Raw genomic sequence first — 26,068 nt, forward strand, 5'->3', positions numbered from 1 at the left:
TGTCCGTCATGAGGCGCTGCTGAAGTGGTTGCTGACTTTTTCGCCGATCTTGGCTTCGCCCGGAGCGTTTTTCCGGCCGATGTGGGGCGGCGGTCCGATCAGGTCGCGGTGGGCCCGGGAGGGAAGCCCCTCGCAGACTTGGCACAGTGGGCGGCAGTTGCCGGCGTGGGTCGGCTCAAACGCGGAAGGCCTGCACTGCCGTGTGCAACTGGTCGCCAAGGTGCAGCAGGTTCTCGCCCTGGGTCCGGCCTTCGCCGATGCGCAGCAGGTTGTCGCCCCCCAGTTGGTGGATGCGCTCGCTGTGGTCGCGGATCTCGCTGACCGCGCCACTTTGCTGGGCCGTGACATCGGCGATCCGCACCGCGGTCTCGGCAATGGTCTGGATCGCCCCGACGATTTCATCCAGCGCGCCATCGGCCGCCTGGGCCTGGCTGGCAGTGGCCTCGGCGTGCTCGACCTGGGCCCGCATGCCCTGTACCGACTGCTGCGCGGCGCTTTGCAGGCCAGCGATCAGCGCCTGGATTTGTGCAGTGGCGCCAGCGGTGCGCTGGGCCAGGGAGCGCACTTCCTCGGCGACCACGGCAAACCCCCGGCCCATCTCGCCGGCCCTGGCGGCTTCGATGGCGGCGTTCAGCGCCAGCAGGTTGGTCTGTTCGGCAATGGAGCGGATCACCGTCAGCACGCCGCCGATGGTGGCCGACTCCTGGGCCAGGTGTTCGATCATCTGCGCATTGCCCTGGACTTCCCCGACAAGGGCATGCAAGCCGGTGAGGCTCAGGCCTATGACTTCCTGCCCCTGCTGGACCGCCAGGCCGGCGCTGCGGCTGGCCTCCGCGGCCTGGCTGGCATCACCGGCCACCTGCTGGATGGTGGCTTCCAGTTCACCCAGCGCATCGCGGATCTGCGCGGTATCGCCAGCCTGGCGTTCGGCGCCACTGTGCAGGCCGCTGCTGAGGTCGGCCAAGGCCCGGCTGCTGCCGGCTACCTGTTCGGCGTTCTGGCGAATGGTATCCACCAGGTCCACCAGGTAGGCCCGCAAGCGGTTCAGCGATGCTTCGATGGCATGCAGTTCGTAGTTGGTCCTGCCCAGCTGGATCGGCTGGCCGAAATCGCCCCCGGCCCAGGTCGACAGGGCCGGGGCGAGATTGGTCAGGACCCGCGCCAGCTTGCGCTGCAGGGTGTCGATCACCAGGGCGATCAACAGGATCAGGCCGATCATCAACCCCTGCATCAGTCGCACTTCGCCCTGGATCTGGCCGTGCTGGGCGCGCACTTCCGGCTCCAGTGCGGCGATCGCTTGCTGCACGGCGGTGATCTTCAGCAAGGTCGCGGCGCTCAGCTCGGCGCGTTTCTTGATCTGCTCGCGGGTGCGCGCCAGCTCGGCGGGATAACGATTGAGCAGACTGTTGAGCTCGCGCTTGAGGCCGATGCCGGCGTCCTCGACGGCGCTTTTCTGGGCGTTCTCCAGGCCCATCATGGCGGCGAAGTCATCGGTGCTCGACTCGCTGCTGGTCGCCACGCCCAGTAAAGGCAGGGCCTCCAGGCGCTCGGCCTGGGCACGGATGCTGTTCAATTCGCGCTCGACGTCGGCTGCCAGTTCGCTGCGCCCAGTGCTGACCAGCTTGTCCCGGGCCAGCGAGAGTTTGCCCAGGTGCTGCGCAGCGGCCAGCAGCAGGGGCAGGTAGGCATTGGCCTCGCCGGTCTTGCCACCGCTCGCGTATTGGCTCAGTTGCTCCAGGCTGGCGCCCAGCTCGCGTTCGGCCTGCAACAACAGGGCCTGGGGATCGCCCGCCAGCTTGCCGGCGGCCAGCAGGTCGGTCTGGCTGAACTCGGCGAGGCTGGCCAGGCTCGGACTCAGGCTGCGTGCCAGTTGGGGCGGCAGTTCGGGCAGGGCACCTTGCAGGGCTTCGATGGCTTGGGTGGCGCTGCTCAGGCGCAAGGCATCGCCGCTGGTCAGGTAGTCCTCGATGTTGCGCGCGGCCTGGTTCTGGAACTGTTGGGACAGGCCCAGGTAGCGCTCCATCAGCAGGTAGGGGCGTTCCAGGGCGCGCTGCGACCACCACAGCGTCGCCCCCAGGGCCACGCACACGGCAACTAATAGAAGGGTGTTGAGATTGGTCAGCAACTTCAGGCGCATCGGGGCTCTACCAACGACTTGAATGGCAAGCGCCTGAATTTATTGCGGTTGTATTACAAGGTTATGACCGAATCGGTGGATTCGGATGAAAAGATGGCACTTTGACTTGATTGCCGGGCGCTCTGCACCCGGTTGCGGCCGCTGTGCTTGGCCCGGTACAGGGCCTCGTCCGCCTGGCTGGCCATCATCAGGCTGTCGGAGTCTTCCTGCATTTGCACCACTCCGGCGCTGAAGGTGCACCACAGGTCCTGGGGTTGGGCCGGGTAATGGATCTCGGCGAAGCGCTGGCGGATTTCGTCCAGCACCTGGCATGCCGCGTCCTGGTCGGTATCGGGCATGACGATGGCGAACTCCTCGCCGCCGTAGCGACCGATGAAGTCGGTCTTGCGCAGGCGCTGCTTGAGGAACAGCGCCAGGCTCTTGATCACCCGGTCGCCCATGGGGTGGCCGTGGCTGTCGTTGACCCGCTTGAAGTGGTCGATGTCCAGCATGGCGAAGCTCAGCGGCTTGTTCTCGCGGCGGGCGCGGAAGCAGCAGTCTTCCAGCAGTTGCAGGATATGGGTGTGGTTGTACAGGCCGGTCAGGCTGTCGCGGACCATTCGCGCCTTGAGGTTGCGCGCCCGGGCCGCGCGGTTGCGCACCGTGGTGATCAGGTGGCGCGGCTTGATGGGCTTGGTGAGGAAGTCGTCGCCGCCCTCGCTCATGGCGTCCAGTTGCTTGTCCAGGTCGTCCTCGGCGGACAGGTAGATGATCGGCACGCTGACGTAGCGGTCGTTGTGGCGGATCACCTTGGCCAGCTCGGTACCGGTGCAGGCCGGCATGTACATGTCGAGGATGATCAGGTCGGGTTGGAAATCCGCCAGCTCGGCCATGGCCTGGATCGGCTCGATCAGGGTGCGGGTGACGATCCCGGCGCTGTTGAGCAGGCGCTCGGTGTGCAGGGCCTGGGCCCGCGAATCGTCGATGATCAGCACTTTGTAGGGCTCGTACTGGGCGACGCAGGTCAGCACCTCGATCTTTTCCAGCAGGCTGGAGGCTTCCAGGGTGCCGGTGAGGAACTCCTGGCCACCGGCGCGCACGGCGGCCAGGCGGGTCGGGGTGTCGGTTTCGTGCAGGCTGAAGAACAGCAGCGGCAGCTTCTGCTCCAGGCCCACCTGGGCTTCGGCGGCCAGGGTCAGGCCCATGCCGGGGCCGCAGAAGTCCACGTCGATGACGATGGCCGCTGGCAGGCGCTCGACCATGGACGAACGAAACGCGGCGATGCTGTCCAGGGGGTGGGCGCTGAGGCCGAAGAACTCCAGCTGCTTGGCCAGGCGTTCGGCCCGGTCGTGATCCTGCAGCATCACGTAGATCGGCTTGCGCAGCGGCGGCAGGAAGGTCTGCTCCAGCTGGTCGCCATGGCGCAAGCCGGTACGCGAGAGGCGCTGCATCAGGCGGTTGAGTTCGGTGATCAGGTGGCTGCTCAGGCGGCCGCGGTTGGCATCCACCGCTTCCAGCGACTGGCTGATGCTGCGGGCCAGCTGGGTGTGCTCGGGTTGCTCGAAGCGTTCGGCGAAACGCAGCAGGCGCAGGTTGGCTTCGCAGAGTTCGGACATGTCGGTGGACGACCACTCGCTGCGCTGCAGCCGCTGCCAGATCTCGAGGATCTGCCGTGCCTGATGAATTACCCGCTGGGCAAAGTGGTGCTTGAGGCGCTCACGGCTGGGGTCTTCTGGCTCGGTCATATCCTGACTACTAGTTAGGGTGCATGCTGAGATCGACTGGTGGCTCTATGCTAGCACCACTTTTGTCTCACATGAGTGTCGTACGTCAATAATGTGCTAGGCGACTCGGCCGGGTTCGCCAGCGATTGCTCGCATAGGCTGCGGACTGTGCTTCATTTATAGTGGTCGCCCGATACGCAATCGTTGTGCGGCGCGCGTTTGCCTGAAGATTTATCCCGCCAGGGCGAGGCACGATGGAGCAGGGTTGTGGTCGAATCGATGATGAACCCAAGTGATTGAAAGGATATAGCCATGCTGGATTGGAAGAACCGCGCAGACAGCGCGCCGGAACGGGCCGCCCAACCCAAGTCGGCGACTCGCAGCTACTTCGGTAGCCTGCTGTTCAGTCGCGCCCTGGCGACCTTGCTGGGCCTGTACCTGCTGGTCACCGGTGCCCTGGGCTGGTACTGGAGCCAGGAACCGGCGCTGTTCCCGGTCCAGCAGAACGCCCAGCTGGCCGCCGAGAAGGAAGGCCGGCAGATGGTGGTGGGCTACACCACCGTGGAAACCCTCAAGACCGTGGTCGGCACCCTGCTCGACAAGCCGGGCGGCTATATCTCCAATGATCGCTTTCCACCGGGCATCTGGCTGGACAACATGCCCAGCTGGGAATATGGGGTCCTGGTCCAGGTCCGCGACCTGACCCGCGCCCTGCGCAAGGATTTCGCCCGGTCCCAGTCGCAGTCCGCCGAGGACGCCGACCTGGCCAAGGCCGAGCCACGCTTCAACTTCGACAACAAGAGCTGGATCCTGCCCTCCAGCGAGTCGGAATACCTGGAAGGCATCAATTCCCTGAGCCGCTACCAGGCGCGGCTGTCGGACCCGAACCAGAAGACCGCGCAGTTCTATGCCCGGGCCGACAACCTCAACAACTGGCTGGGTGACGTGGGCACCCGCCTGGGTTCGCTGTCCCAGCGGCTGTCGGCCAGCGTCGGCCGGGTCAAGCTCAACACCGCGCTGAAGACCGAAGTCCCGGCTCCGGGTCAGGTTCCGCAGGTGGGCGAGGAAATCGAAGAAACCCCATGGATGCAGATCGACAACGTGTTCTACGAGGCGCGTGGCCAGGCCTGGGCGCTGTCGCACCTGCTGCGCGCGATCGAAGTGGACTTCGCCGATGTGCTGGCCAAGAAGAACGCTACCGTCAGCGTGCGCCAGATCATCCGCGAACTGGAGGCCTCCCAGGAGACTGTCTGGAGCCCGATGATCCTCAACGGTAACGGCTTCGGCGTGCTGGCCAACCACTCCCTGGTCATGGCCAACTACATTTCCCGCGCCAACGCTGCAGTCATCGACTTGCGCCAACTGCTCAACCAGGGCTGATCCATGGTCGCGACCACCAATGAGGCGGCCCACCGCGCCGCCTCCGATGCCGAACAGATCGCCTGGGTCGATGGCGAGGACCAGCTGCTGGGGGCCATGGCCCGTTCGGAGCTGCGCGAGCGGGGCCTGATCGGCCGTGGGACCTACATCATGCTGTTCAACTCCGCCGGTGAGCTATGCGTGCACCGGCGCACCCTGAGCAAGGCCATCTATCCGGGTTACTGGGATGTCGCCGCCGGTGGCATGGTCCTCGCCACTGAGAGCTATGCCGAGTCGGCGGCCCGTGAACTGGAAGAGGAACTGGGGGTGAGCGGGGTCGAGCTGGTCGCCCACGACCACTTCTTCTTCGAGGACACCGACAACCGCCTGTGGTGCTCGGCTTTCTCCGCCGTATGGGACGGACCGCTGCGTTTGCAGCCCGAGGAAGTGCTGGAGGCACGCTTCCTGCCCCTGGACCAGGTGCTGCGGGAAATCCACGAGAAGCCCTATTGCCCGGACTCCCTGGCCGCCTTGCAGCGCTATCTGGCGCGACGTCGTTAAAGTTGCATAAATTGACGCCGATTGGCTCTTAGCAAGTCGGCTTTTTGCCGTTACACTGCGCGCCTTTTCAAGCTGAGCCAGCGCTTTCCTCGCAAGGGACCTGGCCCAGTAGCGCTGCCCCTGCCTGAGTGGGGCTTCGCGGTCGGCGACACCGCCATGTGCCCCGACCAGTCTTTGTCCTCCCAAGAGGATTGCCGGTGGCCAAAAAAGCCGCATCCTTCGCCGCCCTTGGCGGCCTGGTGTTTTCCACCGACGCAGGTCGACATTGCCCGGACTGTAGCCAGCCGGTGGCCGCCTGTATCTGCAAACAAAGCGTGATTCCAGCCGGCGACGGCATTGCTCGCGTGCGTCGCGAAAGCAAGGGTCGTGGTGGCAAGACGGTGACCACCATCACCGGCGTGCCCCTGGCCCAGGACGCACTCAAGGAACTGGCCGCGGCGTTGAAGAAGCGCTGTGGTACCGGTGGCGCCTTGAAAGAGGGCGTGATCGAGATCCAGGGCGACCACGTCGAGCTACTCTTGGCGGAACTGGTCAAGCGCGGTTTCACGGCGAAGAAGTCCGGCGGCTAGCAGCCTCTGTGAAAACCACCTCTGACTGGACGCTGTCCTGATTGGCTCGGGATGCCGGCGTCGTCTCCATGGTTTTCACAGAGCCTGTTCATGAACGGTTTCTAAACTCGGCCCTGCAGGCGTGGTCTATTGCGCGTGCAGGCTAATCGTCATTTTCATTCTTTAGACTGCGTCGGCCCTGGATCGGGGCGGCGCTCTATGACTTCTTTATAGGGGACTTCGATGTCCGTACGACGCACACGTAAAGACGATGGCAGCCAATGGACAGTTGCGGACAGCCGCAGTGTTTATGGGATTCGCCATTGGGGGGCCGGATATTTCGCGATCAATGACGCCGGTCGCGTCGAAGTTCGCCCCAACGGTCCGGGCAGCTTGCCCATCGATCTGTTCGAACAGGTCGCGCAGCTGCGCAAGAGTGGCTTGTCCCTGCCCTTGCTGGTGCGTTTCCCGGATATCCTCCAGGATCGCGTGCGCCAGCTCACCGGCGCCTTCGATGCCAACATCGCGCGCCTGGAATACCAGAGCAAGTACACCGCCCTGTACCCGATCAAGGTCAACCAGCAGGAAGCGGTGATCGAGAACATCATCGCCACCCAGAACGTCTCCATCGGCCTGGAAGCCGGCTCCAAGCCCGAGCTGCTGGCGGTCCTGGCCCTGGCACCCAAGGGCGGCACCATCGTCTGCAACGGCTACAAGGACCGCGAGTTCATCCGCCTGGCGCTGATGGGCCAGAAACTGGGCCACAACGTGTTCATCGTCATCGAGAAAGAGTCCGAAGTGGGCCTGGTGATCGAGGAAGCGGCGTCGCTCAAGGTCAAGCCGCAGGTCGGCCTGCGGGTACGCCTGTCGTCCCTGGCCTCGAGCAAGTGGGCCGACACCGGTGGCGAGAAATCCAAGTTCGGCCTGTCGGCGGCGCAACTGCTGGCGGTAGTGGAGCGCTTCCGCGATGCGGGCCTGGACCAGGGCATCCGCCTGCTGCACTTCCACATGGGGTCGCAGATCGCCAACCTGGCCGACTACCAGCACGGCTTCAAGGAAGCCATCCGCTACTACGGCGAGTTGCGCAACCTCGGCTTGCCGGTGGACCACATCGACGTCGGCGGCGGCCTGGGCGTGGACTACGACGGTACCCATTCGCGCAACGCCAGTTCGATCAACTACGACATGGACGACTACGCCGGCGTGGTGGTGGGCATGCTCAAGGAGTTCTGCGACGCGCAGAGCCTGCCGCATCCGAACATCTTCTCCGAGAGCGGTCGTTCCCTGACCGCGCACCACGCCATGCTGGTGGTGCAGGTGACCGACGTCGAGAAGCACAACGACGACGTGCCGGTCATCGAGAACAAGGACGAGCTGCCGGAAACCGTGCAGTGGCTGGTGGACCTGCTGGGCCCGACCGACATCGAGATGGTCACCGAGACCTACTGGCGTGCCACCCACTACATGAGCGACGTGGCCGCGCAATACGCCGATGGCAAGCTGACCCTGGCCGAGAAAGCCCTGGCCGAGCAGTGCTACTTCGCCGTGTGCCGGCGCCTGCATAATTCGCTCAAGGCCCGCCAGCGCTCTCATCGCCAGGTGCTGGACGAGCTCAACGACAAGCTTGCCGACAAGTACATCTGCAACTTCTCGGTGTTCCAGAGCCTGCCGGACACCTGGGCCATCGGCCAGGTGCTGCCGATCCTGCCGCTGCACCGTCTGGACGAAGAACCGCTGCGCCGCGCGGTGCTGCAAGACCTGACCTGCGACTCCGATGGCAAGATCAAGCAGTACGTCGACGAGCAGAGCATCGAGACCAGCCTGCCGGTGCATTCGGTCAACGAGGGCGAGGACTACCTGCTGGGGATCTTCCTGGTGGGCGCCTACCAAGAAATCCTCGGTGACATGCACAACCTGTTCGGCGACACCGACTCGGTGAACATCTACCAGCGGGCCAACGGCAGCGTGTACCACGCCGGCATCGAGACCCACGACACCATCGAGGACATGCTGCGCTACGTGCACCTGTCGCCCGAAGAGCTGATGACCCACTACCGCGACAAGGTGGCCAGCGCCAGGATCAGCGCCGCCGAGCGCACCCAGTTCCTGGACGCCCTGCGCCTGGGCTTGACCCGCTCGTCCTACCTGTCGTCCTGACGCTTCGGGCACCCCTGGCGGTGCCTGCGGGCCAAGGCCAAACGCCGTTTCCCCAGTGGGGGAAACGGCGTTTTTTCATTTCCGGCACAAGCTGTGCTCAATGGGCCCTGGCGAACCAGCCACCGCTGCGCTCCAGGCGCCAGGCGAAGACACCCAGGGTCAGGCTGCGCAATAGCATGAACAGCAGGAAGCTCAGCCACAGGCCGTGATTGCCCAGGCCCTGCAAGGCCCAGGCGCAAGGCAGCAGCAGGAGCACGGTGAGCAGCATGCCGTTGCGCATTTCCCGGGCCCGGGTCGCACCGATGAACAGCCCGTCCAGCAGGTAGCTCCAGACCGCGATCAGCGGCAGTACGGCAAGGTAGGGCAGGTAGGTGAAGGCCGTCTGGCGCACGTCGGCAATGTCGGTCTGCATCTCGATGAACAGATGCCCGGCCAAGAGGAACAACACCGTGAAGCCCAGGCTCGCCAGCAGTGACCAGCCTCCGGCGACCACCAGCGAGCGGCGCAGGGCCCGATGGTCGCGCGCACCGATGGCGTGGCCGCACAGGGCCTCCACCGCATGGGCCAGGCCATCCAGGGCATGGGCCGTAAGCAGCAGGCCATTGAGCAGCAGGGCATTGGCCGCCACCGTGGCGTCCCCCAGGCGGGCGCCTTGCACGGTGATCAGGAAGAACACCGACTGCAGGGCCAGGCTGCGGATGAAGATGTCGCGGTTGACCGCCAGCAGCGGGCGCCAGTTCTGCCAGCGGCGCAGGGCCGCCCAGGCGATCTGCCCCGGATAGGCTCGCAGGGCCGGGCGGGTCATGGCCAGGCCCACCAGCGCCCCGGTCCATTCGGCGAGCACCGAGGCCCGGGCCGAACCCACCACGCCCCATTCCAGGCCAAGGACGAACCACAGGTTCAGGGCGATGTTCACCAGGTTGGTGCTGAGCAGGATGGCCAGCGGTGCCCGGGCGTTCTGGGTGCCGAGGAACCAGCCCACCAGGGCGAAGCTGGCCAGGGCCGCGGGCAGGCCCAGCAGGCGCGTATGGAAGAAGGCCCGGGTCATCTGGTCCAGGTCCGCCGAGGGTTGCATCAGGTGCAGGGCGGCACCGCTGAGGGGCACGCCGATGATTCCCAGCAGCAGGGCCAGGCCCAGCGCCAGCAACAAGCCCTGGAGCAGGATCTGCCGTAGCGCCGCGCCGTCGCAGCGACCGGCGGCCTGGGCGGCGAACCCGGTGGAGCCCATGCGCAAGAAGCCCATGGCCCAGGCGAGGAAGGTATAGAGGCTGGCGCCCACGGCCACTGCGCCCAGTTGATGGGCGTGGGGCAGGTGGCCCACCACGGTGCTGTCCACCAGGGCCACCAGGGGTACGGAAATGTTCGACAGGATCATCGGCGCGGCCAGGGCCCAGACGCGACGATGGGTGGGGTGATGACGCCAATCGGTGATCAGGGGGGACATGCGGGCTCCTTGCGTGAGCCGGCATTGTAGCCGCGCAGCCTGTTGGCGCCGAGGCCCGGCACCGCCGGGGTCAATGGATGATCCAGCTCAGCAGCCAGAGGCCGAGCACCAGCCAGATGATGCCCAGCAGGATCGAGGCGCGCATGAAGGCGCGGATCGCCCAGTAGAGGAACATCAGGCCGATGATCAGGCCGATGATGCTGACGATCGAGGTGTCCATGCCCAGCGCCCGGGCCAGGCCATCGACGAAGTTGCCGCCGGCATGGGTCAAGGTATTGAACAACCCGCCCAGCAGATCGACGATGAAGCGGATGGCCGAGCCGATGGCCTGGCCGAGCCATTCGAAGAAGCTTTCTACCTGCATGTGCATTTCCTGATCAGAGAGGGGCGCGTCAGCCGAGCTCATGCTTGGGCCGCCAACGCTGGCGGTGAGTTCCCCATCAGCATAGAAGCTGGCCGGTGGTGCGCATTCTGGAGCAGCACGCGGGCGGGTGAAAGCGCTCTTGCGTCCGCTGCCCAACCCCCGGAAGCTATAGGCCTTCAGGAGACCCCGATGAACCTAGAGCAACTCACCCAACGCCTGCATGCCATTCGCGACCACAACGACTGGCGGCCATTCCACAGCCCGAAGAACCTGGCCATGGCCGCCAGCGTCGAGATGGCTGAACTGGTGGAGATCTTCCAGTGGCTGACCGAGGACCAGTCGCGCCAGTTGCCGGCGGACAAGCTGGCCCATGCCGGGCAGGAAGTCGGCGATATCGTCCTCTACCTGCTGCTGTTGTGCAGCGAACTGGGGCTGGACATGGACCAGGTGGTGCGCAGCAAGCTGGCGGACAGCGAACGGCGGTTCTGTTCATGAGCGATCGGCACTTCGACCAGCTGGCCACACGCTTCGCCGAGAAGATCTATGGTGGCGCCAAGGGCGCGATCCGCCTGGCGGTGCTCCAGGCGGACCTCAAGGAAGCCTTGCCTGAGCGGCCGTTGCGGGTACTGGATATCGGCGCCGGCCTGGGCCACATGTCCCTGTGGCTGGCCCAGCACGGGCACCAGGTGACCCTGGCCGAGCCGGCCGCACCGATGCTCGCAGGGGCCCGTCAGCGGTTCGCCGAGGCCGGCCAGCAGGCCACCTTCATCCAGGCGCCCTGGCAGGACCTGCTGGGGCAACTGACCGAGTCCTACGACCTGGTGCTGTGCCATGCGGTGCTGGAGTGGCTGGCCGAACCCCATTCGATCCTGCCGGTGCTGCACCAGCTGACCGCCGCCGATGGCTGGCTGTCCCTGGCGTTCTACAACCGCGACGCGCTGGTCTATCGCAACCTGCTCAAGGGGCATTTTCGCAAGTTGCGCAAGAACGACATGGCGGGAGAGAAACAGAGCCTGACCCCGCAACAACCGCTTGATCCTCGCGAGCTGGCGGCGCAACTTGATGGCAAGTGGCGAGTCGAAACCCAAAGCGGGGTGCGGGTATTTCACGACTATATGCCCGTGGAGTTCCAGTCCCGTGCCGAGCTGACGGATCTGCTGGAGATGGAGCTGGCTCATCGCCGACACCCAAGTTTCGCCGGGCTTGGACGTTATCTGCATTGGCTGTGCCGGCCGGTTTGACGGAGTACTCGATGAAACGCCGCCTGGGTCTGTTGTTTTTGTGTTCGGCCCTTGCCGCCTGCCAAGGCAGCAATCCCTATGTCGCCAGTTCCAGGCCGCTGCCACCGGCGCCACCGCAGGCGGCCACGACCTTCGACCGCAGCGCCTATCCGGCGGCGCCCCGGGACTACGGACGCTACCGTAGCTGGGCCTGGCTCAACGGCCGCCTGCCCAATGGTTCGGCCTGGGCCGATTCGGCGCAGGTCGCCGAGGCGGTCAGTGGCGCCCTGGACCAGCGAGGCCTGCGCCCATTGCAGGACAACCGTCCGGCCGACCTGTGGGTCAGCGCCGACCTGCGCCTGGAAAAACGCCTGCGCCAGGTCCAGGAGGACTACGGCTATGGCGGTTATGGCGGCTACGATCGCTATGATCGTTATCACCGCTACGGACCGGGCTACGGCATGTATGGCAGCGTACCGGTGGTGCGTACCTACGAAGTGGAAGTGGTGGTGGTCAGGGTCGACTTGTACGACGCCGGCAATGGCCAGCCGGTATGGAGCGCCAGTGCCGAGACCAGCAGCAAAGGCACCTTGGGCGAGCGCGCCGATGCACTGCGCGAAGCGGTGCAGAAGGCCATGGCGGCCTATCCTCCGAGCTAGGCCGGTGTCCTGACTTCAAGCGGAGAAACGACATGTCCCATCGCATCGCATTACTGGCCTGTGCCGCCTTGCTCAGCGCCTGTGCCGCCAACCAGGTGAACCATGACTTCGACGCCAGCAGGGATTTTGGCGCCTATCGCAGTTGGAGCTGGAAGGAACCCGCGCTGCAGTACCGTCCCGATGATCCGCGGATCAGGAGCGATCTCACCGAGCAGCGCATCCGCCAGGCGGTGGCCGAGCAACTGGACCAGCGCGGCCTGCGTCCGGCTCGTGGGGGCGCCCGGGCTGACCTGGATGTCCAGGCCTACCTGATCGTCGAGGATCGCCAGCAGCAGGTCACCACCAACTACGGCGGCGGATGGGGCGGCCCGTGGAATGGCTACTGGGGCGGACCTGTGTACAACGAGACCCGCAACATCACCTACAAGGTGGCGACCATCCAGGTCGACCTGCTCGATGGCAAGGACGGCAAGCTGGTATGGCGCGGCAGCGACGAGCAGTTGCTCAGCAGCTCGCCCAATCCCGCCGACCGGGCCTCGGCAGTGCGTGCCACGGTGACGCGCATCCTGCAGAACTACCCACCCCGCTAGACCCAGGGCGCCCTGGCGCCGATCCGGGCGCCGGGGCGCTGCGCCGTCAGTCCGCCGGGCTGGCACCTTGCCAGCGCTGGCGGCGGAGCTTGACTACACTGCTTGGCATCGATGGAGGCAGCCCCTGGGCTGAATGTCGGTAAAGGAGTGCCTCGATGTCTCCCCTCAAGCGGTTTTCCGGTCCTGCCCGCCAGCGTGGCGCCATCGGCCTGATGGCGGCGGTCACGTTCGGCCTGGCGTTGGTGTTCATGCTGCTGGTGGTCGATAGCGGCCGGTTGTACCTGGAGCAACGCAAGCTGCAACGGGTCGCCGATAACGCGGCACTGGAGGCGGTCAGCCGCGGAGGCACTTGCCAGGCCGGCCTGACGGCGGCCGCCTATGCCAACCAGAACGCCACCCGCAACGGCTTCACTCCCGCCACCGGCAGTACCCTGGCCGCTACCTGCGGCACCCTGGTCACCGGCGCCAATGGCCTGCGCAGTTTCACCGTCGATCCCACGCAGGCGGTGGCGGTACGGGTGATCGTCAGCAACACCGTGCCCATCAGCGTGGCTGGAGGAATCGCCGCGCTGTTCACTCCGGGCCCGGTCAATCTCACCACCCAGCTCAGTGCCACGGCAGTGGCCGCGGCACCGATGCCACCGGTGGCGCAGTTGAGCATCCGCAGTACCCTGGGCACGGTCAGCACCGCGCAGTCGAGCATTCTCAATCCACTGGTGGGCGGCTTGCTGGGCGGCAGCCTGAACCTCACGGCCGTGGGCTGGAACGGCTTGCTCAATACCAACATCAACCTTTTGAGCTTCCTCGACCAGCTGGCGATCAATCTCAATGTGGCGGCAGGCAACTACACCCAGTTGCTCAATACCACCACCACCCTGACCAAGCTGATCCAGGCGGCGATCACCGTGGTCCAGGCCAACGGCGCCACGGCCGACATCCTCACCGCCCTGGGCAACCTGCAGATCGCCGCGCTCAACGCCGCGCCGCTGAAGCTGGGGGATATCCTCAAGCTGCAGACCGGCCTGCCGAGCACGGCGCTCAATGCCAGTGTGCAGCTGTTCCAGCTGCTGCAGGCCTTTATCCAGCTATCCAACAGCAACAGCGCGGTGGCCGCGACAGTGCCGATCAACGTCCTGGGGCTGGCCAACATCACCGTGCAGACCAAGGTCATCGAACCCCCGCAACTGTCGGCTGTCGGTAATCCGGCCCTGGCCAAGGCCGACCCCACCGGACCCAACCGGATCTACGTCCGTACCGCCCAAGTGCGGACCCTGATACGGGCCAATCTGTCGCTGCCGCTGGTCTCGGGCTTGAGTGCCGCGGTGGGTAACCTGGTGGCGCCGCTGACGCCGGTACTCAACGGCCTGTTGAGCCTGAACCTGGTGCAGACGCTGGGCTCGGCCCTGTGCCTGCTGGGGGCGGGATGCCAGCAGTTGTATCCCGACCTGGCGCCGTCATCGGAGATCGACCTGAGCCTGGATGCCGGTGGGGCGGTCGCCTATGTCACCGACTACAGCTGTCCGGTCAACGGCAACAGCGGGACCAAGAGCTTGAGCGTGCACACCACCAGCTCCCTGGCCGACCTCAAGGTCGGCAAGATAGATCCCAGCAATGCCTTTTCTTCTTCCGCCGAGCCCACGGTGACACCGCTGCCCCTGGTGGACCTGGGCATCCGCACCTGTTATCAGCTGCTGGTGCTGCCGGGGTATTGCGATCCGGTGGTGCACTATGCCGGCGGCGGGATCGCGATCATGGTCGACTCCCAAGTGGGGCGGACCGACCAGGACCTGGTGTACTCCAGCTCGGCCTCGCCCTATCCGGTGCCGCCCAACGTCAACCAGCCCCCGAGCTACCAGACGGCGGCGCCCACCAGCAACGTGGTCGGCAGCCTGGCCGGGACCCTGGCAGGCATCAACCTGGTGGTCTACAAACCGGTCAATGGTAATCCGCTGGGATCCATAGTCACGGGGTTGGCGTCGGCCATCAGTGGCGTCACCAACCTGCTGACGCCAGTGATCACCGGGCTCCTGGGCCCACTGCTCGACCCCTTGCTGAACAACCTGTTGTCGGGACTGGGGGTCAACCTCATGGATGTCGAGGTCGGCGCCAACCTGACCTGTGGCCAGACCGGCAAGGCCTACCTGGTGATCTGATCGGCCGGGACTATCGGCAGCTCGATGCAGAAGCGCGCGCCGTCCGGGCCGTTGGTCACGCTCAGGCGTCCGCCCATGTTCTCGATGATCCCGTAGCTCACCGACAAGCCCAGCCCGGTGCCCACGCCCACCGGCTTGGTGGTGAAGAAGGGTTCGAAGATCCGCTCCAGCAAGCGCGGGTCGATGCCGCCGCCGTTGTCCTCGACCCACAACCGCACCCACTGCTCGTCGCGCTGGCCATGCACCGAGATCCACGGCTTGAAGTCGCCCTGGGCCTGGCGCTTGGCCAGCAGCGCGTCCCGGGCGTTGACCAAGAGGTTGATCAGCACCTGCTCCAGCTGGTCGACGAACCCCATGACCTGGACCGCGAAACCCAGCTCGCTGATCCGCAGCTCCAGGCCCTTGCCGCGCATGCCTTCGGCCAGCAGCGACAGCGTGCCTTCGATGGCCTGGGACGGGTTGAAGGGCTGTTGTTCCACCTCCGAGCGCCGGCCGAACACCCGCATGTGATCCACCACCCGCGCCGCGCGCTGGACCTGGGCGTCGATGCGGTTGAGCTTGTCGGTCAGGTAGTCGATTTGCACGTCGCCGTTACCCAGGCGCTTGAGCACGTTGACGATGGCCATGCGCATCACGTTCAGCGGCTGGTTGATCTCATGGGCGAGGCCGGTGGCCATTTCGCCGAGGGTGGCCATCTTCGCGCTTTGCGTCAGTTGCTGTTGCGAGCGCCGGACCTCGGTGTTGTCGCGGCCCACGGCCTGGATCTCCAGCAACTGGCCCTGGTCGTCGAACACCCCGCGATCGGACCACACCCACCAGGCATGCTCGCGGCCTGGCAACTGCAAGTTGATCTCGGCGGTACTCACGGGGTATTCCGGGCTCAACAGCCTGATCCGACGCTCGAAGCCCTCGCGCTGCTCGGTGGACAGCCACTGCCCCAGGTTGTTGCCCGGCAGGTCCTGGGCGGCGCATTCCAGGTAGGCCGCCAGGGGCCGGTTGCCGAAGGTCAGGGTCAGGTCGGGGCGGTAGCGGCAGATCATCGCCGGCGAGTCCTCCACCAGGATCCGGTAGCGCTCCTCGCTCTGGCGGACCTGCTCGGCGGCCAGGGTCGCCTCGGTAACGTCCAGCCACAGGCCCACGGCTTCCACCGGCAGGCCCAGGTCGTCGCGCAGCAGCCGGGCCTCGTCCAGCACCCAATGATAGGTGCCCCGATTGTCTTGCAGGCGGTAGCGGGCATGCACGTTGCCTTCACGCAGCAACTGCCGGCAGCGCTGGAAGTACAGGTCGCGGTCTTCGGGGTGGACCCGTTCCACCAGCTTGCCGTCGTTGCAGTCCTCCAGGCCCCAGCCCAGCAATGGTTGCAGGCTGGCGCTGAAGAAGCTGGGTTGCAGCGCGCCTTCGACATAACGCTGGACGTAGATCACCGCCGGCGAGCTGGCGATCAGGTTGTCCAGCCGGGCGTGGGCCGCCGCGGCCTGTTGCTGCTGGTTCTTGATGTCGCTGATGTCCAGCATGAAACCCACCAGCCGCTGGTTCTCTCCCCGACCCAGGACCTGGCCCTGGAGGCGATACCAGAGTGGCGCGCCGGCGGGATCGCCATGGTGCAGGCGTACGCTGAGCAGCAATGGCTTGCCCAGCTGCAACGCTTGCAGGCGGCTGCTCAGTTCGGCGCGATCGGCCGGGTGGAACAGCTCCAGCCAGGCCTCGAGGCCCAGGCGGCCATGGTCCTCGGCCAGGTGCAGGCTGGCGGCCAGTTGGCTGGCCAGTTGCACTTCGGCGGTGGCCGGGAACAGTTCCCACCAGCCGGCACCCAGCAACCCCTGCAGGGCATCCAGGCGCTCCATCTGCAAATGATGGCGGTGTTCGCGCAGGCGCCCGAGCAGTGGTCCGGCCAGGGCCGCGGTGAGCATCAGCCAGTCGCGCTCGAGCAACTCCGGCGCCTGGCGCTGGACCGCATAGCCGCCGCACAGCAGCCACGCGGCTACGCCATGGTCATCGCGGTAGGGCACCAGCCAGCCTTCGCGGTGGGCGAAGATGCCTTGCAGGCGCGGGTGTTCGTTCAGCCCCTGGACCTGGTTCAGGCGCAGGGGCGTGTTGCCGCTCAGGCTGTCCAGGCCGCTGCCCAGGGGCTGGCCGTCCTGCCACAGGCGCGGGGCGTCGTGGGCGTGGTAGCAACTGTGGAGCACCCAGCCTTGTTCCTGCTCGTCCAGCAAGGCCAGGCCCAGGCAGGGGATACGCCAGGCATGGGCCAGGTCGGCGAGCAGGTCGTGCAGTACTTCCGGCAGGCGCACCAGGCTGCATTGGCGGATCTGTTCACTGCTCTGGGCGGCGAAGATCTGGCTGCGCTCGCGGCACAGGGCCTGTTGGCGTTGCTGCATCAGGTCGCCGATGTCCAGTAATTGCAGATGCCAGTTTGCGCCTTGCTGCTGGACCCAGCCACGCAGGTACAGGACCTGGCCGGCGAGCCCGCGAAATTGCAAGTCCAGTACCTGGCCGCTCCAGTCGGCGGGACCGCCTTCGAGGGCCTGGGTGCTGGCGGGCACCACGTAGTCGACCAGTCGGAGCGGGTCGGCCCCGGGCGGCAGCTGTGCCAGGGCATGGCGCAAAGGCCCGGCGATGCTGAGCACCCTTGCTGACGCATCGAGGACCAGCAGCAAGCCGCTGTTCTGGGTGGGGGGCTCTGGCGCAAGGTCGCTGGCCGCTGGCGGGCGGCCGAGGAAACGCCCGAAAAGCTTGTCGCCAGGACTCAAAATTGCAGGCTCGATGTGACGGACAGGCTGCTGGGCAGGCTGGGCACCGGGCCGATCAGCGGCAGTACTACCTGGGGCATTACCTGGTTCAGCTTGCTGATGGGATAGTTCACGCTGACAGTCAGTACGCCGCCGCTGTAGGTCGCGCTGTAGTCGTTGGCGCCGAAGTTGAAGGCCGACGGAATCCACCCGGTCTGGGCCTGTATCACGCCGAGGGCAAGGTTTTGCACCGTGGTGGCGTAGTTGGGGGTGTTGGGGTCGACCTTGACGGCCTGGCGCAGGGCCTCGGCGGTGGCCTGGTGGAAGGATTGCATCATCAACAGCGGCACGCTGTAGCTGACCAGGCCGTAGAACACCGCGAAAAAAATCACGAAAACCGCCGCGAACTCGATTGCCGCAGCGCCTTTTTGTTTTCTAGGGAGGCCCGGTTTCATGAGTGCGTCTACCCTGACAACCACTATGTCCATTGAGCATAGGATCAAACCGCCGAAAGGGACTGTTCTGGCCGATGCATTTCTTGGTTTTGTGGAGCTGGTTGGCACTCTGTGCGTTGCAGGACCTGCGCCAACGGCGGATCGCCAATATCCTGACCCTGGGTGCTGCGCTGCTGGCGGCGCTGTACCTGGCGTGGGCCGGCAGCACCTGGCTGGGAGCACCGCTCGCCGAAGGGGGCTGGGCCCTGGTGGTGGCCCTGGCGCTGACCTTGCCCGGTTATGCCGTGGGCAAGATGGGGGCGGCGGATGTGAAACTCATGGCGGCCCTGGGCCTGGCCTCCGATCTCCAGCATTTGCTGGGCGCGTTCATCGGCGCCGGGCTATGCAGCGGGCTCTGGTGGTTGTCTGTCCGGCTTTGCAGGTTGGCCAGACAGGCACTTGGCCTACCTGTCCGGGAGGAACCTGCACGGCCGTCAAAAAAATATCCCTTCGCGCCTTTTGTCCTGGCTGGAATGGTCTTAACTGTGATGGTGGTCCATTAGTCGCCGGGCCGTTTAACGCTATGTACATAGTCGGAAAGTAGGTCTAGGTTCTAGTTCAGCGGCCTGGATCATGCGAGGCACACAGGAGTGGCCGGCCGGTGCCGGGCCCGCACGGAGTCACACGTGAACAAGCTCACTTCACAGATGAAAGTGCTGGTGGTGGACGATCAACCCCTGATCGTCGAGGAACTCTGCGAGTTCCTGGAAGGCAGCGGCTATCGCTGCGTGCCTTGCCAGTCCAGTCGGGATGCGGTGGACAGCTTCGCCAGGGATCCGGAGATCGCCCTGGTGCTGTTCGACCTGCACATGCCCGACCTGGACGGCATCGAACTGGTGCAGGAACTGCAACGCATCGCCGGCAAGCACCGGGTGTTCGAGGCCATCATGCTCACTGGCCAATCCGACAAGCAGGATGTGATCAAGGCCCTGCGGGTAGGGGTGGCCGACTATTACCAGAAACCCATCGACCTGGCGGAGCTGCTCGAGGGCTTGCGGCGCCAGGAGGCCGCCTTGCAGGAGCGACAGAACAACCTGCACCTGGGGCAGCTGAACCAGAAGCTGCAGTTTCTTTCGGAGTCCATCGACGACCTCTACCAGGACCTGGACAAGGTCCGTCGCAGCCCCGCCGACCCTGGAACCCAAGGTGAGCCAGGGGCCGATGCCGATGCCGTCGAGATTCCGACGATCTTCCACCAGCTCTCGCCCCGCCAGCTGGACGTGGCCCGCCTGGTGGGCAAGGGCCAGACCAACTACCAGATCGCCTGCGAGCTGGGTATCACCGAGAACACCGTCAAGCTCTACGTTTCCCAGGTCTTGCGCCTGACCCACATGCACAACCGCACGCAATTGGCCCTTGCCCTGTCGCCGAGCAATTCGGGGCTGCGCCAGCGCGTCACCGAGCACTGATCGCCTGGCGCCTGTGCGGCGCCAGGCGATGCCTTGCCAGCTACTTGGTATCGATCTTCCCGCCGGCATCCGGATCGTAGAAGTCCGGGATTTCGTACTGGTATTTCTTCAGCCAGCGTTGCAGCGCCAGTTCCTGTTCGCGGGCGGTGGCGGCCTGTGGCTGTGGCGAGGCCTCCAGGTTACGGCTTTGCAGCAACAGCCAGCCTTCGGTTTCCTGCTGCTGGGGCGAGGCCGGGCCGGGGTCGATGGCCTGGGCCGCCAGGGGCAGGACCAGTAGCACGGGACAGCAGAGCATGGACAGTTTCATCTTCAGCGCTCCTTGGCGGATGTGGCGTCGGGTTGCAGGCTGGCCGCGCCACTGGCCACCTGGGTCACCTTGGCGACAGGTTTTCCGGAGGTCTTGAGTTCTTCGGCGCGGGCCTGGGCCTGGGCGAACTGCTGTGGGTTCAGGCGAGCGCGGCTGACCACTTGCGAGGCCTGCTGCCAGTTGTCCTGGTAGAGCAACAGGGTCACCAGGTTGATGGCCGCCAAGGGATCGGACTGCTGGAGCTCGATGGCGGTCAGGAACTCGAAGCGGGCGTCCTCGAGCCGCAGCTGATTGAGGTAGACCACCCCCAGGTCGTTGCGGATCTTCTCGTTGGTCGGCGCCAGGCTGGCAGCCCGTTGCAGGTGGGCCTGGGCCTGGCCGTTATCGCCCCGGGCGGCGGCCAGCTGGCCCAGGCCGTGTTCGCCTTCGGCCGCCAGGCATGACCCCAGCAGGCTGCGATACAGCGGCTCGGCTTCGCTGCGGCCCAGCAAACGATAGACCCGGGCCTTGCGCACCCGGACCTCGGCCAGGTTGTCCGGCAGGCTCTGCAGGTTGGCCAGGCTGGCATACAGCTTGCCGTCGTTGGCCATGTCGTCGGCCAGGTTCACCGTCAGCTCCTGTTCGGAACTGAGCTTGGCGCAACTGCTGGAACCGGTCAGGGCCGCCCAGGGCGCCGGGCCGTGGCTGGCGCAACCGCCGAGCAGTGCCAGGCAGGTGATGGCGATCAGTGGTTTCATCAGGTTTCCTCTAGGATGCGAAGGCCCGGGCGATGGCGGTGAAGCCCGGCCCGGCCAGGACGATCAACAGGGCGGGGAAGAGGAACAGCATCATCACCACCGACATTTTGGCCGACATTTTCGAGATGTATTCCTGCAAGCGAGTCAGGCGCCGGTCATCCAGCAACTGCTTGAGCGCCTGCAGCGATTTCATCGCACCACCGCCTTGCAGGATCAATTGCTGGAGAATCACGCAGGTGTCGGTGAACTCATCCACCGCCAGCAGCACCGCGGTCTGGTTGAGTTCGTGGCCCAGTTCCAGGCCGGAGTCGACCCGTGCCAGGATCAGGCGCAATTCATGGGTCAGCTCAGGCAGCAGTTTCTGCGCCTCGGTACTCAGCACCCGCAGTGCCTGTTCCACGGCCATGCCCGATTCGAACAGGATGCGCAGCAGTGGGATGAACGTGGAGATCTCCAGGGCGAGGTGTTTCTGCCTGCGTTGGGCGAAGTAGGCCAGGGCGCGCTTGGGTAGCAGGTAACCGACACCGGCGGAAAGCATCGGCAACAGCCACTGGTTCGCGGTCTGGGAGTAGGCCACTTCCTGGATGAGCAGGGTCAGGCAGACCACCACCAGTGGCGTGGCCAGTTGCAGGGCGGCGAATAGCGAACGCTGGTTGGCGCGGCGCCAGCCCAGGCGGTTCAGCAGCACTTGGGTCTCGCTGTCCATGCTCACCGCGCGTTGGCCGAAGCGGCTTTCGCCAAGCTGGCGCAGCCAACTGCCCAGGCGACTGTCGCGGGTCATGTGGCCCTGCAGCCGTTGGGCCACCTGGCGCTCGCGCCGGCGCTGCTCCAGCACGATGTTGCCAAGCAACAACGCGGCTCCGAGGAACAGCAGCAGCGCCGCTAGCAGCAACACTTCAGATACTCCTCAGCATGCGCCACAGCGCGAGGCAGCCGACGATCTGCAGGCACACGGCGGTGATCAGCAGCTTCTGTCCGGTGGGGTCATGCCACATGCCGAGCATGTAGCCGGGGTTACTGAACATGAAGTAGCCCACCAGCAACAACGGCAAGGCACCCAGGACCCAGGCGGTCATGCGGGTTTCCCCGGTCATCGCGCTCAGTTGCCGGGCCCCTTGCTCGCGCTCGCGGATCAACTTGATCAGGTTCTCCAGCAGCTCGCTGGCATTGCCGCCGTAGCGATGGTTGACCTTCAGGCCCAGGGCGAACATGCGCAGTTCGTCCTGATCGTAGAACTCGGCGAAGTCGCTGACCGCCTCCGGCAGGTTGACCCCCAGTTGTACGTTGCGCTGCACTCGGCCCATGGCTTGCTTGAGTGGGTCGCTGCTCGATTCGATGGCTCCCAGTACCGCATCCGCCAGGGTTCGCCCCGACTTCAGGCTGCGCACGCTGTGATCCAGCAAGGGTGGCAGCTGTTCGATCATGCGCTTGATCCGCCGCTGGTAGCGCCAGCTGACGTACAGGCGCAGCGCCATGGGTGGCCCCAGGGCGGCGCCCAGCAGGCCGAGCCAGCCGGCCGCCAGGTAGCCCAGCAGCATGCACAGGGCCCAGGCTGCCAGCCACCACCCCAGGCGTTCGCCGGGCTGGCCCAGGCCGGCGCGGGCGAAGGCGCGTTCCAGGCCGCTCCAGGATTTGGGGGGTGGTGCCTGGTGGGGCTGTCCCTCGGCCAAACGGGTGAGCACCCGCTCGCGTTCGGTCTTGCGTATGCCGTGATAGAACGTCCACCCGGACAGTCCCAGCAAGACCAGGCAGATCAGGGTCAGCAGCAGCGCGATCATGGCTCGCCCCGACGGTTCAATTCAGGCCCAGCCCGACTTCCCGGCGCAGCTTGTCCCCGGCGGGGTTGAGCGCCTCGCGCAGGAAACCGAAGCCGGTACGCCGATCCAGGCGGAACAGGGTGTTGGTGACATAGATGTCGTCGCGGATGCCCACCACTTCCACCACCTCGCTGACGCAGCGGCGGCCGTCGGGCAGGCGGCTGAGCTGGATCACCACGTCCAGGGCCGCGCAGATCATCTGCCGCAGGGTGCGCTCGGCGACGTGGCGGCCGGTCAGGCCCACCAGGGTCTCCAGGCGCAGCAGGGCATCCTGGGCATTGTTGGCATGCACCGTACTCATGGAGCCGTCGTGGCCGGTGTTCATCGCGGTCAGCACGTCCAGCACCTCCACGCCGCGGATCTCGCCGAGGATGATGCGGTCCGGGCGCATCCGCAGGGCGTTGCGGATCAGGTCGCTGGCCTTGACCTCGCCATGGCCCTCGGCGTTGGGCGGACGGGTCTCCAGGCGCACCACATGGGGATGGCCCAGTTGCAACTCGGCCACGTCCTCGATGGTCACCAGGCGTTCATGGGGGTTGATCAGTTGGCTGAGGATGTTCAGCAAGGTGGTCTTGCCGGTGCCGGTGCCGCCGCTGATGAGAATGTTGCAGCGCTTGCCCACCGCGTCCTGGAGAAACTCGAAGATCGCCTGGTCGATGGTCTGCATGGCGATCAGGTCGCTGCTCTTGAGCATGTCCTTGCGAAACTTGCGGATCGACAGGCACGGTCCGTCCAGGGCGATCGGCGGAATGATCGCGTTGACCCGGCTGCCGTCTGGCAGGCGCGCATCGACCATCGGCGAAGACTCGTCGAGGCGCCGCCCCAATGGCGCGAGGATCCGTTGCATCACGCGCTCCACGTGGTGCGCGTCGATGAAGCGCAGGTCGCTCTGGTGCAGCACTCCGTCGCGTTCGACGAAGACCCGGTGCGGACCGTTGACCAGGATCTCGGTCACCGCCGGATCGCGCAGCAGCACTTCCAGGGGGCCGAAGCCGGTCAGCTCATCGACGATCTCCTCCGCCAGGCGTTCCATTTCGTAGCGGGAAATGGCCAGGTGCATGCGCGCGATGTATTCGGCCACCTTGTCGGTGACGAACTGCGAGAGGTTCTGCCGCGAGCTTTCCAGCAGGTTCTTTCCCGACTCCTCGATGGCATCGATGATGTAGCGATGCAGGACCAGCTTCAGGCCTTCGTGGTCGGCGTTGCCGCTGGCGCGGTTCGACGCGCCAAAGAGTTGTTCTCCGCTCATCGGCCCCCCATGATCCGGTTCAGCCAGCCGGCCTTGGGCTGGGGCAGGCCTTGGGAGCGTTTGGCCAGGCGTTCGCCCAGGGTCCGCAGGGCTTGTGTCAGTTGTTCGCGCGGGCCCAGCTCGAACAGGGTGACGCCCTGGTTCTTGGCGTTCAGACGCAGCTCGGGGCTGAACGCCAGTACCGCGATCACCTCCAGGCCGAAGGTCTTGCCCAGGGTGTCGGAGTCCGGGGCGACCGAGCGCAGGTAGCGGTCCACCAACAGGCGCGCGTGCTCCAGCTTCATGCCCTTTTCCCGCCAGTGGTTGAGCACCTCCAGGTTGCGCCGGCAGTCGAGCACGTTCTGGTCGGTGCACCACAGCAGCTTGTCGCAGTGGCTGACGAAGGTGCGCAGGGCCTCGCTGTCCGGTTGTCCCACGAGGTTCACCACGATGTGCTGGAAGTGCTGGCGCAGGGCGCTGAGCAGCATGTACAGCTCCGCCGCGCTGGTGTGCTCCAGGGGCTCGTCGTGGCTGGCGTAGGCGAGGATCCGCAATCCGGCCTCGGCGCTGGTGAAGGCGCTGTCGATCAGGGTGGCATCCAGGCGGCGCAGATGGCGCAAGGCATCGCCGAAGTGGAACGAGCTCTCCAGGCCCAGCAGGGCCAGGCTGTCGCCCCGGGGCAGTCCCAGGTCCAGCAGCAGGGTCTGCTGGCCGCTCTTCTGCACCACCAATGCCAAGTGTCCGGCCAGTAGCGCGCCGTCGCCATCGCTTTGGGCGCCGTAGAGCACGGTCAGGCCGCCTAGCTGGGTGCTGGGGGTGACGGCCGGCAGGCGCTTGCTCAAGCGCCGGACCAGCCCGGCGACTTCGCTGGAGCGTGAGCCATAGGCGACGAAATCGCGGGCCCCGGCGCGCATGGCGTTGAGCACCAGCTGGTTGTCCATGCCATCGCCCAGGGCGACGATCGCCAGCATTGGCTTGGCCTCCAGGGCGCCCTCGATCAGCGCCGCCTGGGCCACCACGTGCTCGCGGTCGAGGCCGACGAACACCAGGTTGGCGCAGGTCACGTCCACCAGCGCCAGCAACTCGTCCAGGCTGCCATCGGCGCCCACCACCTGGCCCAGGGGCGCCAGAGCGCCTTGCAGCCACTCCAGGTCGGTGCTGTTGCGGGTGATGGCGAGGAAGGTCTGGCTCAGGTTCTGGTTCTGGCTCATTGCGACAACCCACTGCGTTTATCGAAGTTGCCGTTCTCCAGGAAGAACATGCGATAGAAGTTCGGATCGTAGTTGCGCAGGCGCTCGCCGGGCAGGGCCGGCAGCTTGGCATCCGCCGCCAGGGGCTGGACCAGGTGCGGGGTGACCACCATCAGCAGTTCGCGTTCCTCGCGGCTGATGGAGTTGTCGCGAAAGAAGGCGCCGAGCACCGGCACGTCGCCCAGCCCGGGAAACTTGTTGACCTGGGAGCTGTTGCGAGTGCTGATCAGGCCGCTGATGACGAAGCTCTCGCCGTCGGCCAGGGAGATGCTGGTATCGGTACGGCGGATGGTCAGGGCTGGCACCCGGGTACCGGCGATGGCCACGGAGTTGCTGTAGTCCAGCTCGCTGACCTCGGGGGCCACCTTCAGCGAGATGCGCCCGCGATCGACGATGGTGGGGGTCAGGGTCAGGCGGATGCCGAACTCCTTGTATTCGATGGTCACGCTGTTGCTGCCGGTGCTGGGCACCGGGATGGGGATCTCGCCTCCGGCGAGGAAGCTCGCGCTCTGGCCGTTGAGGGCCAGCAGGCTCGGCCGGGCCAGGGTATAGGCGAAACCGCTGCCTTCCAGGGCGTTGATCAGGGTCAGCACCCGGCCGCCGCCGAAGCCGATGTTGAACGAGTCATTGTTCAGCGGGATGCTGCCGAAGACTGGCGTGGTGCTGCCGGAGGTGCCGCTGGTGACCGGGGCGGTATTGGGCGAGCCGATCAGGAAATTGTGCCCGCGGCCGAACAGCGAGACGCTGGCCTCCTTGAGCTTGGTCCGGCTGACCTCGACGAAGCGGATGTCGGTCTGCACCTGGCTGGGCAGTGGCGCTTCATCGGCCCTTGATACGCGAGCAGCCTGCATATCGGTGCTGGCCCGGCCCTCGACGAACACCATGCTCTGGCGCGGGGTGCTGGAGCAGGCGGTCCAGACCATCAGGCTGGTGGCTCCCTGGCCCATGCCGGTAAGCAAGAAGGCCCGGTCGCCGGTGGCCTGGACGTCGGCGATCTTTGGGTCGCCCACCGCCAGCCGGGTAATCGCCACTGGCGACTGCAGCTGTTGTTGCAGGCCTTCGCCGACTTCCAACACCGCGGGCAACGGGAGCAGGCCCGAGCAGCCCGTTGCCGGAGCGGCCTGGACCGGGTTCCAGAGCAGTTGGCCCAGGGCCAGCAGCGCGATGAAGGTCGGCGTGGAACGACTGCGCATGTATTGCAT

23 protein-coding genes and 1 pseudogene are annotated in these 26,068 nt (G+C 65.7%); 11 read left to right on the plus strand and 13 right to left on the minus strand.

The genetic code is table 11. The features are described from left to right. Window positions 1-175 precede the first annotated feature (175 nt). Window positions 176-691, minus strand: a pseudogene (locus H7A76_RS32730) (methyl-accepting chemotaxis protein); the annotation flags it as partial. Window positions 692-2,190: 1,499 nt separating this feature from the next. After that, window positions 2,191-3,861: a PleD family two-component system response regulator gene (locus H7A76_RS05660; RefSeq protein WP_185697589.1), complete on the minus strand. Its 1,671-nt coding sequence runs from the start codon at window positions 3,859-3,861 to the stop codon at window positions 2,191-2,193. 291 nt (window positions 3,862-4,152) lie between these two features. Between H7A76_RS05660 and H7A76_RS05665 the strand changes: the two genes are divergently transcribed. The 4 genes from H7A76_RS05665 to speA all read left to right on the plus strand — a co-directional run bounded on the left by H7A76_RS05665 (window position 4,153) and on the right by speA (window position 8,465). Then, window positions 4,153-5,220: a DUF2333 family protein gene (locus tag H7A76_RS05665; RefSeq protein ID WP_185697590.1), complete on the plus strand. Its 1,068-nt coding sequence runs from the start codon at window positions 4,153-4,155 to the stop codon at window positions 5,218-5,220. A 3-nt stretch (window positions 5,221-5,223) separates the two neighbouring features. Beyond that, window positions 5,224-5,760: an NUDIX hydrolase gene (locus H7A76_RS05670; RefSeq protein WP_022642067.1), complete on the plus strand. Its 537-nt coding sequence runs from the start codon at window positions 5,224-5,226 to the stop codon at window positions 5,758-5,760. A gap of 197 nt (window positions 5,761-5,957) precedes the next feature. Continuing rightward, window positions 5,958-6,329, plus strand: a complete 372-nt coding sequence (locus H7A76_RS05675) for a translation initiation factor Sui1 (RefSeq protein ID WP_185697591.1) — start codon at window positions 5,958-5,960, stop codon at window positions 6,327-6,329. A 222-nt stretch (window positions 6,330-6,551) separates the two neighbouring features. After that, window positions 6,552-8,465, plus strand: coding sequence for an arginine decarboxylase (gene speA, locus H7A76_RS05680; protein ID WP_185697592.1), 1,914 nt, complete (start codon window positions 6,552-6,554; stop codon window positions 8,463-8,465). A gap of 97 nt (window positions 8,466-8,562) precedes the next feature. On the opposite strand, the gene H7A76_RS05685 is transcribed toward speA, so the two are convergent. Continuing rightward, window positions 8,563-9,909, minus strand: a complete 1,347-nt coding sequence (locus H7A76_RS05685) for an MATE family efflux transporter (RefSeq protein ID WP_185697593.1) — start codon at window positions 9,907-9,909, stop codon at window positions 8,563-8,565. 70 nt (window positions 9,910-9,979) lie between these two features. Continuing rightward, entirely contained in the window at window positions 9,980-10,273 is a 294-nt protein-coding gene (locus tag H7A76_RS05690; RefSeq protein ID WP_085595360.1) for a hypothetical protein, read from the minus strand. 189 nt (window positions 10,274-10,462) lie between these two features. Between H7A76_RS05690 and H7A76_RS05695 the strand changes: the two genes are divergently transcribed. The 5 genes from H7A76_RS05695 to H7A76_RS05715 all read left to right on the plus strand — a co-directional run bounded on the left by H7A76_RS05695 (window position 10,463) and on the right by H7A76_RS05715 (window position 14,895). Then, window positions 10,463-10,768, plus strand: coding sequence for a MazG-like family protein (locus tag H7A76_RS05695; RefSeq protein ID WP_185697594.1), 306 nt, complete (start codon window positions 10,463-10,465; stop codon window positions 10,766-10,768). After that, window positions 10,765-11,514, plus strand: coding sequence for a methyltransferase (locus tag H7A76_RS05700; protein WP_185697595.1), 750 nt, complete (start codon window positions 10,765-10,767; stop codon window positions 11,512-11,514). Before H7A76_RS05695 ends, H7A76_RS05700 begins: the two co-directional genes overlap by 4 nt. An 11-nt stretch (window positions 11,515-11,525) precedes the next feature. After that, entirely contained in the window at window positions 11,526-12,152 is a 627-nt protein-coding gene (locus tag H7A76_RS05705) for a DUF4136 domain-containing protein (RefSeq protein WP_185697596.1), read from the plus strand. Window positions 12,153-12,184: 32 nt separating this feature from the next. Then, window positions 12,185-12,742 (plus strand): DUF4136 domain-containing protein, encoded by a 558-nt coding sequence (locus H7A76_RS05710; protein WP_185697597.1) that lies wholly within the window; start codon window positions 12,185-12,187, stop codon window positions 12,740-12,742. A 155-nt stretch (window positions 12,743-12,897) separates the two neighbouring features. After that, complete coding sequence (locus H7A76_RS05715; protein WP_185697598.1) at window positions 12,898-14,895, plus strand: pilus assembly protein TadG-related protein; 1,998 nt, start codon at window positions 12,898-12,900, stop codon at window positions 14,893-14,895. On the opposite strand, the gene H7A76_RS05720 is transcribed toward H7A76_RS05715, so the two are convergent. Continuing rightward, a complete protein-coding gene (locus tag H7A76_RS05720) occupies window positions 14,880-17,645 on the minus strand; it encodes an ATP-binding protein (RefSeq protein ID WP_185697599.1) in 2,766 nt (921 codons plus the stop codon). The two genes, H7A76_RS05715 and H7A76_RS05720, sit on opposite strands and share 16 nt — an antisense overlap. Next, entirely contained in the window at window positions 17,642-18,079 is a 438-nt protein-coding gene (locus H7A76_RS05725) for a TadE/TadG family type IV pilus assembly protein (RefSeq protein ID WP_185697600.1), read from the minus strand. The genes H7A76_RS05720 and H7A76_RS05725 overlap by 4 nt, the downstream gene beginning before the upstream one ends. 74 nt (window positions 18,080-18,153) lie before the next feature. Here H7A76_RS05725 and H7A76_RS05730 point away from each other — a divergent pair, with 74 nt between their 5' ends. Continuing rightward, complete coding sequence (locus H7A76_RS05730) at window positions 18,154-18,621, plus strand: prepilin peptidase (RefSeq protein WP_185697601.1); 468 nt, start codon at window positions 18,154-18,156, stop codon at window positions 18,619-18,621. A 123-nt stretch (window positions 18,622-18,744) separates the two neighbouring features. Then, complete coding sequence (locus tag H7A76_RS05735; RefSeq protein WP_185697602.1) at window positions 18,745-19,527, plus strand: response regulator transcription factor; 783 nt, start codon at window positions 18,745-18,747, stop codon at window positions 19,525-19,527. Between the two features lie 40 nt (window positions 19,528-19,567). On the opposite strand, the gene H7A76_RS05740 is transcribed toward H7A76_RS05735, so the two are convergent. The 7 genes from H7A76_RS05740 to H7A76_RS05770 are packed head-to-tail and all read right to left on the minus strand — an operon-like array spanning window position 19,568 to window position 26,059. Then, window positions 19,568-19,834: a DUF3613 domain-containing protein gene (locus H7A76_RS05740; RefSeq protein WP_185697603.1), complete on the minus strand. Its 267-nt coding sequence runs from the start codon at window positions 19,832-19,834 to the stop codon at window positions 19,568-19,570. Between the two features lie 2 nt (window positions 19,835-19,836). Further along, on the minus strand, window positions 19,837-20,571 hold the full coding sequence (locus tag H7A76_RS05745; RefSeq protein ID WP_185697604.1) for a tetratricopeptide repeat protein: 735 nt from the start codon (window positions 20,569-20,571) through the stop codon (window positions 19,837-19,839). A 10-nt stretch (window positions 20,572-20,581) separates the two neighbouring features. Then, window positions 20,582-21,466 carry a type II secretion system F family protein gene (locus H7A76_RS05750; protein WP_185697605.1) on the minus strand — a complete coding sequence of 295 codons (885 nt, stop codon included), beginning with the start codon at window positions 21,464-21,466 and terminating at the stop codon, window positions 20,582-20,584. 1 nt (window position 21,467) lies between these two features. Further along, window positions 21,468-22,349: a type II secretion system F family protein gene (locus H7A76_RS05755; protein ID WP_185697606.1), complete on the minus strand. Its 882-nt coding sequence runs from the start codon at window positions 22,347-22,349 to the stop codon at window positions 21,468-21,470. Between the two features lie 16 nt (window positions 22,350-22,365). Beyond that, window positions 22,366-23,637, minus strand: coding sequence for a CpaF family protein (locus H7A76_RS05760; protein ID WP_185697607.1), 1,272 nt, complete (start codon window positions 23,635-23,637; stop codon window positions 22,366-22,368). After that, window positions 23,634-24,827: a pilus assembly protein gene (locus H7A76_RS05765; protein WP_185697608.1), complete on the minus strand. Its 1,194-nt coding sequence runs from the start codon at window positions 24,825-24,827 to the stop codon at window positions 23,634-23,636. Before H7A76_RS05765 ends, H7A76_RS05760 begins: the two co-directional genes overlap by 4 nt. Next, the gene (locus H7A76_RS05770; RefSeq protein WP_185697609.1) at window positions 24,824-26,059 is read right to left on the minus strand and encodes a type II and III secretion system protein family protein; all 1,236 of its coding nucleotides are present in this window, start codon (window positions 26,057-26,059) and stop codon (window positions 24,824-24,826) included. Before H7A76_RS05770 ends, H7A76_RS05765 begins: the two co-directional genes overlap by 4 nt. Window positions 26,060-26,068 lie beyond the last annotated feature (9 nt).

This window comes from Pseudomonas sp. MSSRFD41, assembly GCF_014230245.1.
Classification (GTDB): domain Bacteria; phylum Pseudomonadota; class Gammaproteobacteria; order Pseudomonadales; family Pseudomonadaceae; genus Aquipseudomonas; species Aquipseudomonas piscis.

Coding starts and splice junctions, on each gene's coding strand:
- H7A76_RS05660 (WP_185697589.1), bottom strand. CDS start 3,861: ATGACCGAGCCAGAAGACCCCAGCCGTGAGCGCCTCAAGCACCACTTT.
- H7A76_RS05665 (WP_185697590.1), top strand. CDS start 4,153: ATGCTGGATTGGAAGAACCGCGCAGACAGCGCGCCGGAACGGGCCGCC.
- H7A76_RS05670 (WP_022642067.1), top strand. CDS start 5,224: ATGGTCGCGACCACCAATGAGGCGGCCCACCGCGCCGCCTCCGATGCC.
- speA (WP_185697592.1), top strand. CDS start 6,552: ATGTCCGTACGACGCACACGTAAAGACGATGGCAGCCAATGGACAGTT.
- H7A76_RS05685 (WP_185697593.1), bottom strand. CDS start 9,909: ATGTCCCCCCTGATCACCGATTGGCGTCATCACCCCACCCATCGTCGC.
- H7A76_RS05690 (WP_085595360.1), bottom strand. CDS start 10,273: ATGCAGGTAGAAAGCTTCTTCGAATGGCTCGGCCAGGCCATCGGCTCG.
- H7A76_RS05695 (WP_185697594.1), top strand. CDS start 10,463: ATGAACCTAGAGCAACTCACCCAACGCCTGCATGCCATTCGCGACCAC.
- H7A76_RS05700 (WP_185697595.1), top strand. CDS start 10,765: ATGAGCGATCGGCACTTCGACCAGCTGGCCACACGCTTCGCCGAGAAG.
- H7A76_RS05705 (WP_185697596.1), top strand. CDS start 11,526: ATGAAACGCCGCCTGGGTCTGTTGTTTTTGTGTTCGGCCCTTGCCGCC.
- H7A76_RS05710 (WP_185697597.1), top strand. CDS start 12,185: ATGTCCCATCGCATCGCATTACTGGCCTGTGCCGCCTTGCTCAGCGCC.
- H7A76_RS05715 (WP_185697598.1), top strand. CDS start 12,898: ATGTCTCCCCTCAAGCGGTTTTCCGGTCCTGCCCGCCAGCGTGGCGCC.
- H7A76_RS05725 (WP_185697600.1), bottom strand. CDS start 18,079: ATGAAACCGGGCCTCCCTAGAAAACAAAAAGGCGCTGCGGCAATCGAG.
- H7A76_RS05730 (WP_185697601.1), top strand. CDS start 18,154: ATGCATTTCTTGGTTTTGTGGAGCTGGTTGGCACTCTGTGCGTTGCAG.
- H7A76_RS05740 (WP_185697603.1), bottom strand. CDS start 19,834: ATGAAACTGTCCATGCTCTGCTGTCCCGTGCTACTGGTCCTGCCCCTG.
- H7A76_RS05745 (WP_185697604.1), bottom strand. CDS start 20,571: ATGAAACCACTGATCGCCATCACCTGCCTGGCACTGCTCGGCGGTTGC.
- H7A76_RS05755 (WP_185697606.1), bottom strand. CDS start 22,349: ATGATCGCGCTGCTGCTGACCCTGATCTGCCTGGTCTTGCTGGGACTG.
- H7A76_RS05760 (WP_185697607.1), bottom strand. CDS start 23,637: ATGAGCGGAGAACAACTCTTTGGCGCGTCGAACCGCGCCAGCGGCAAC.
- H7A76_RS05765 (WP_185697608.1), bottom strand. CDS start 24,827: ATGAGCCAGAACCAGAACCTGAGCCAGACCTTCCTCGCCATCACCCGC.
- H7A76_RS05770 (WP_185697609.1), bottom strand. CDS start 26,059: ATGCGCAGTCGTTCCACGCCGACCTTCATCGCGCTGCTGGCCCTGGGC.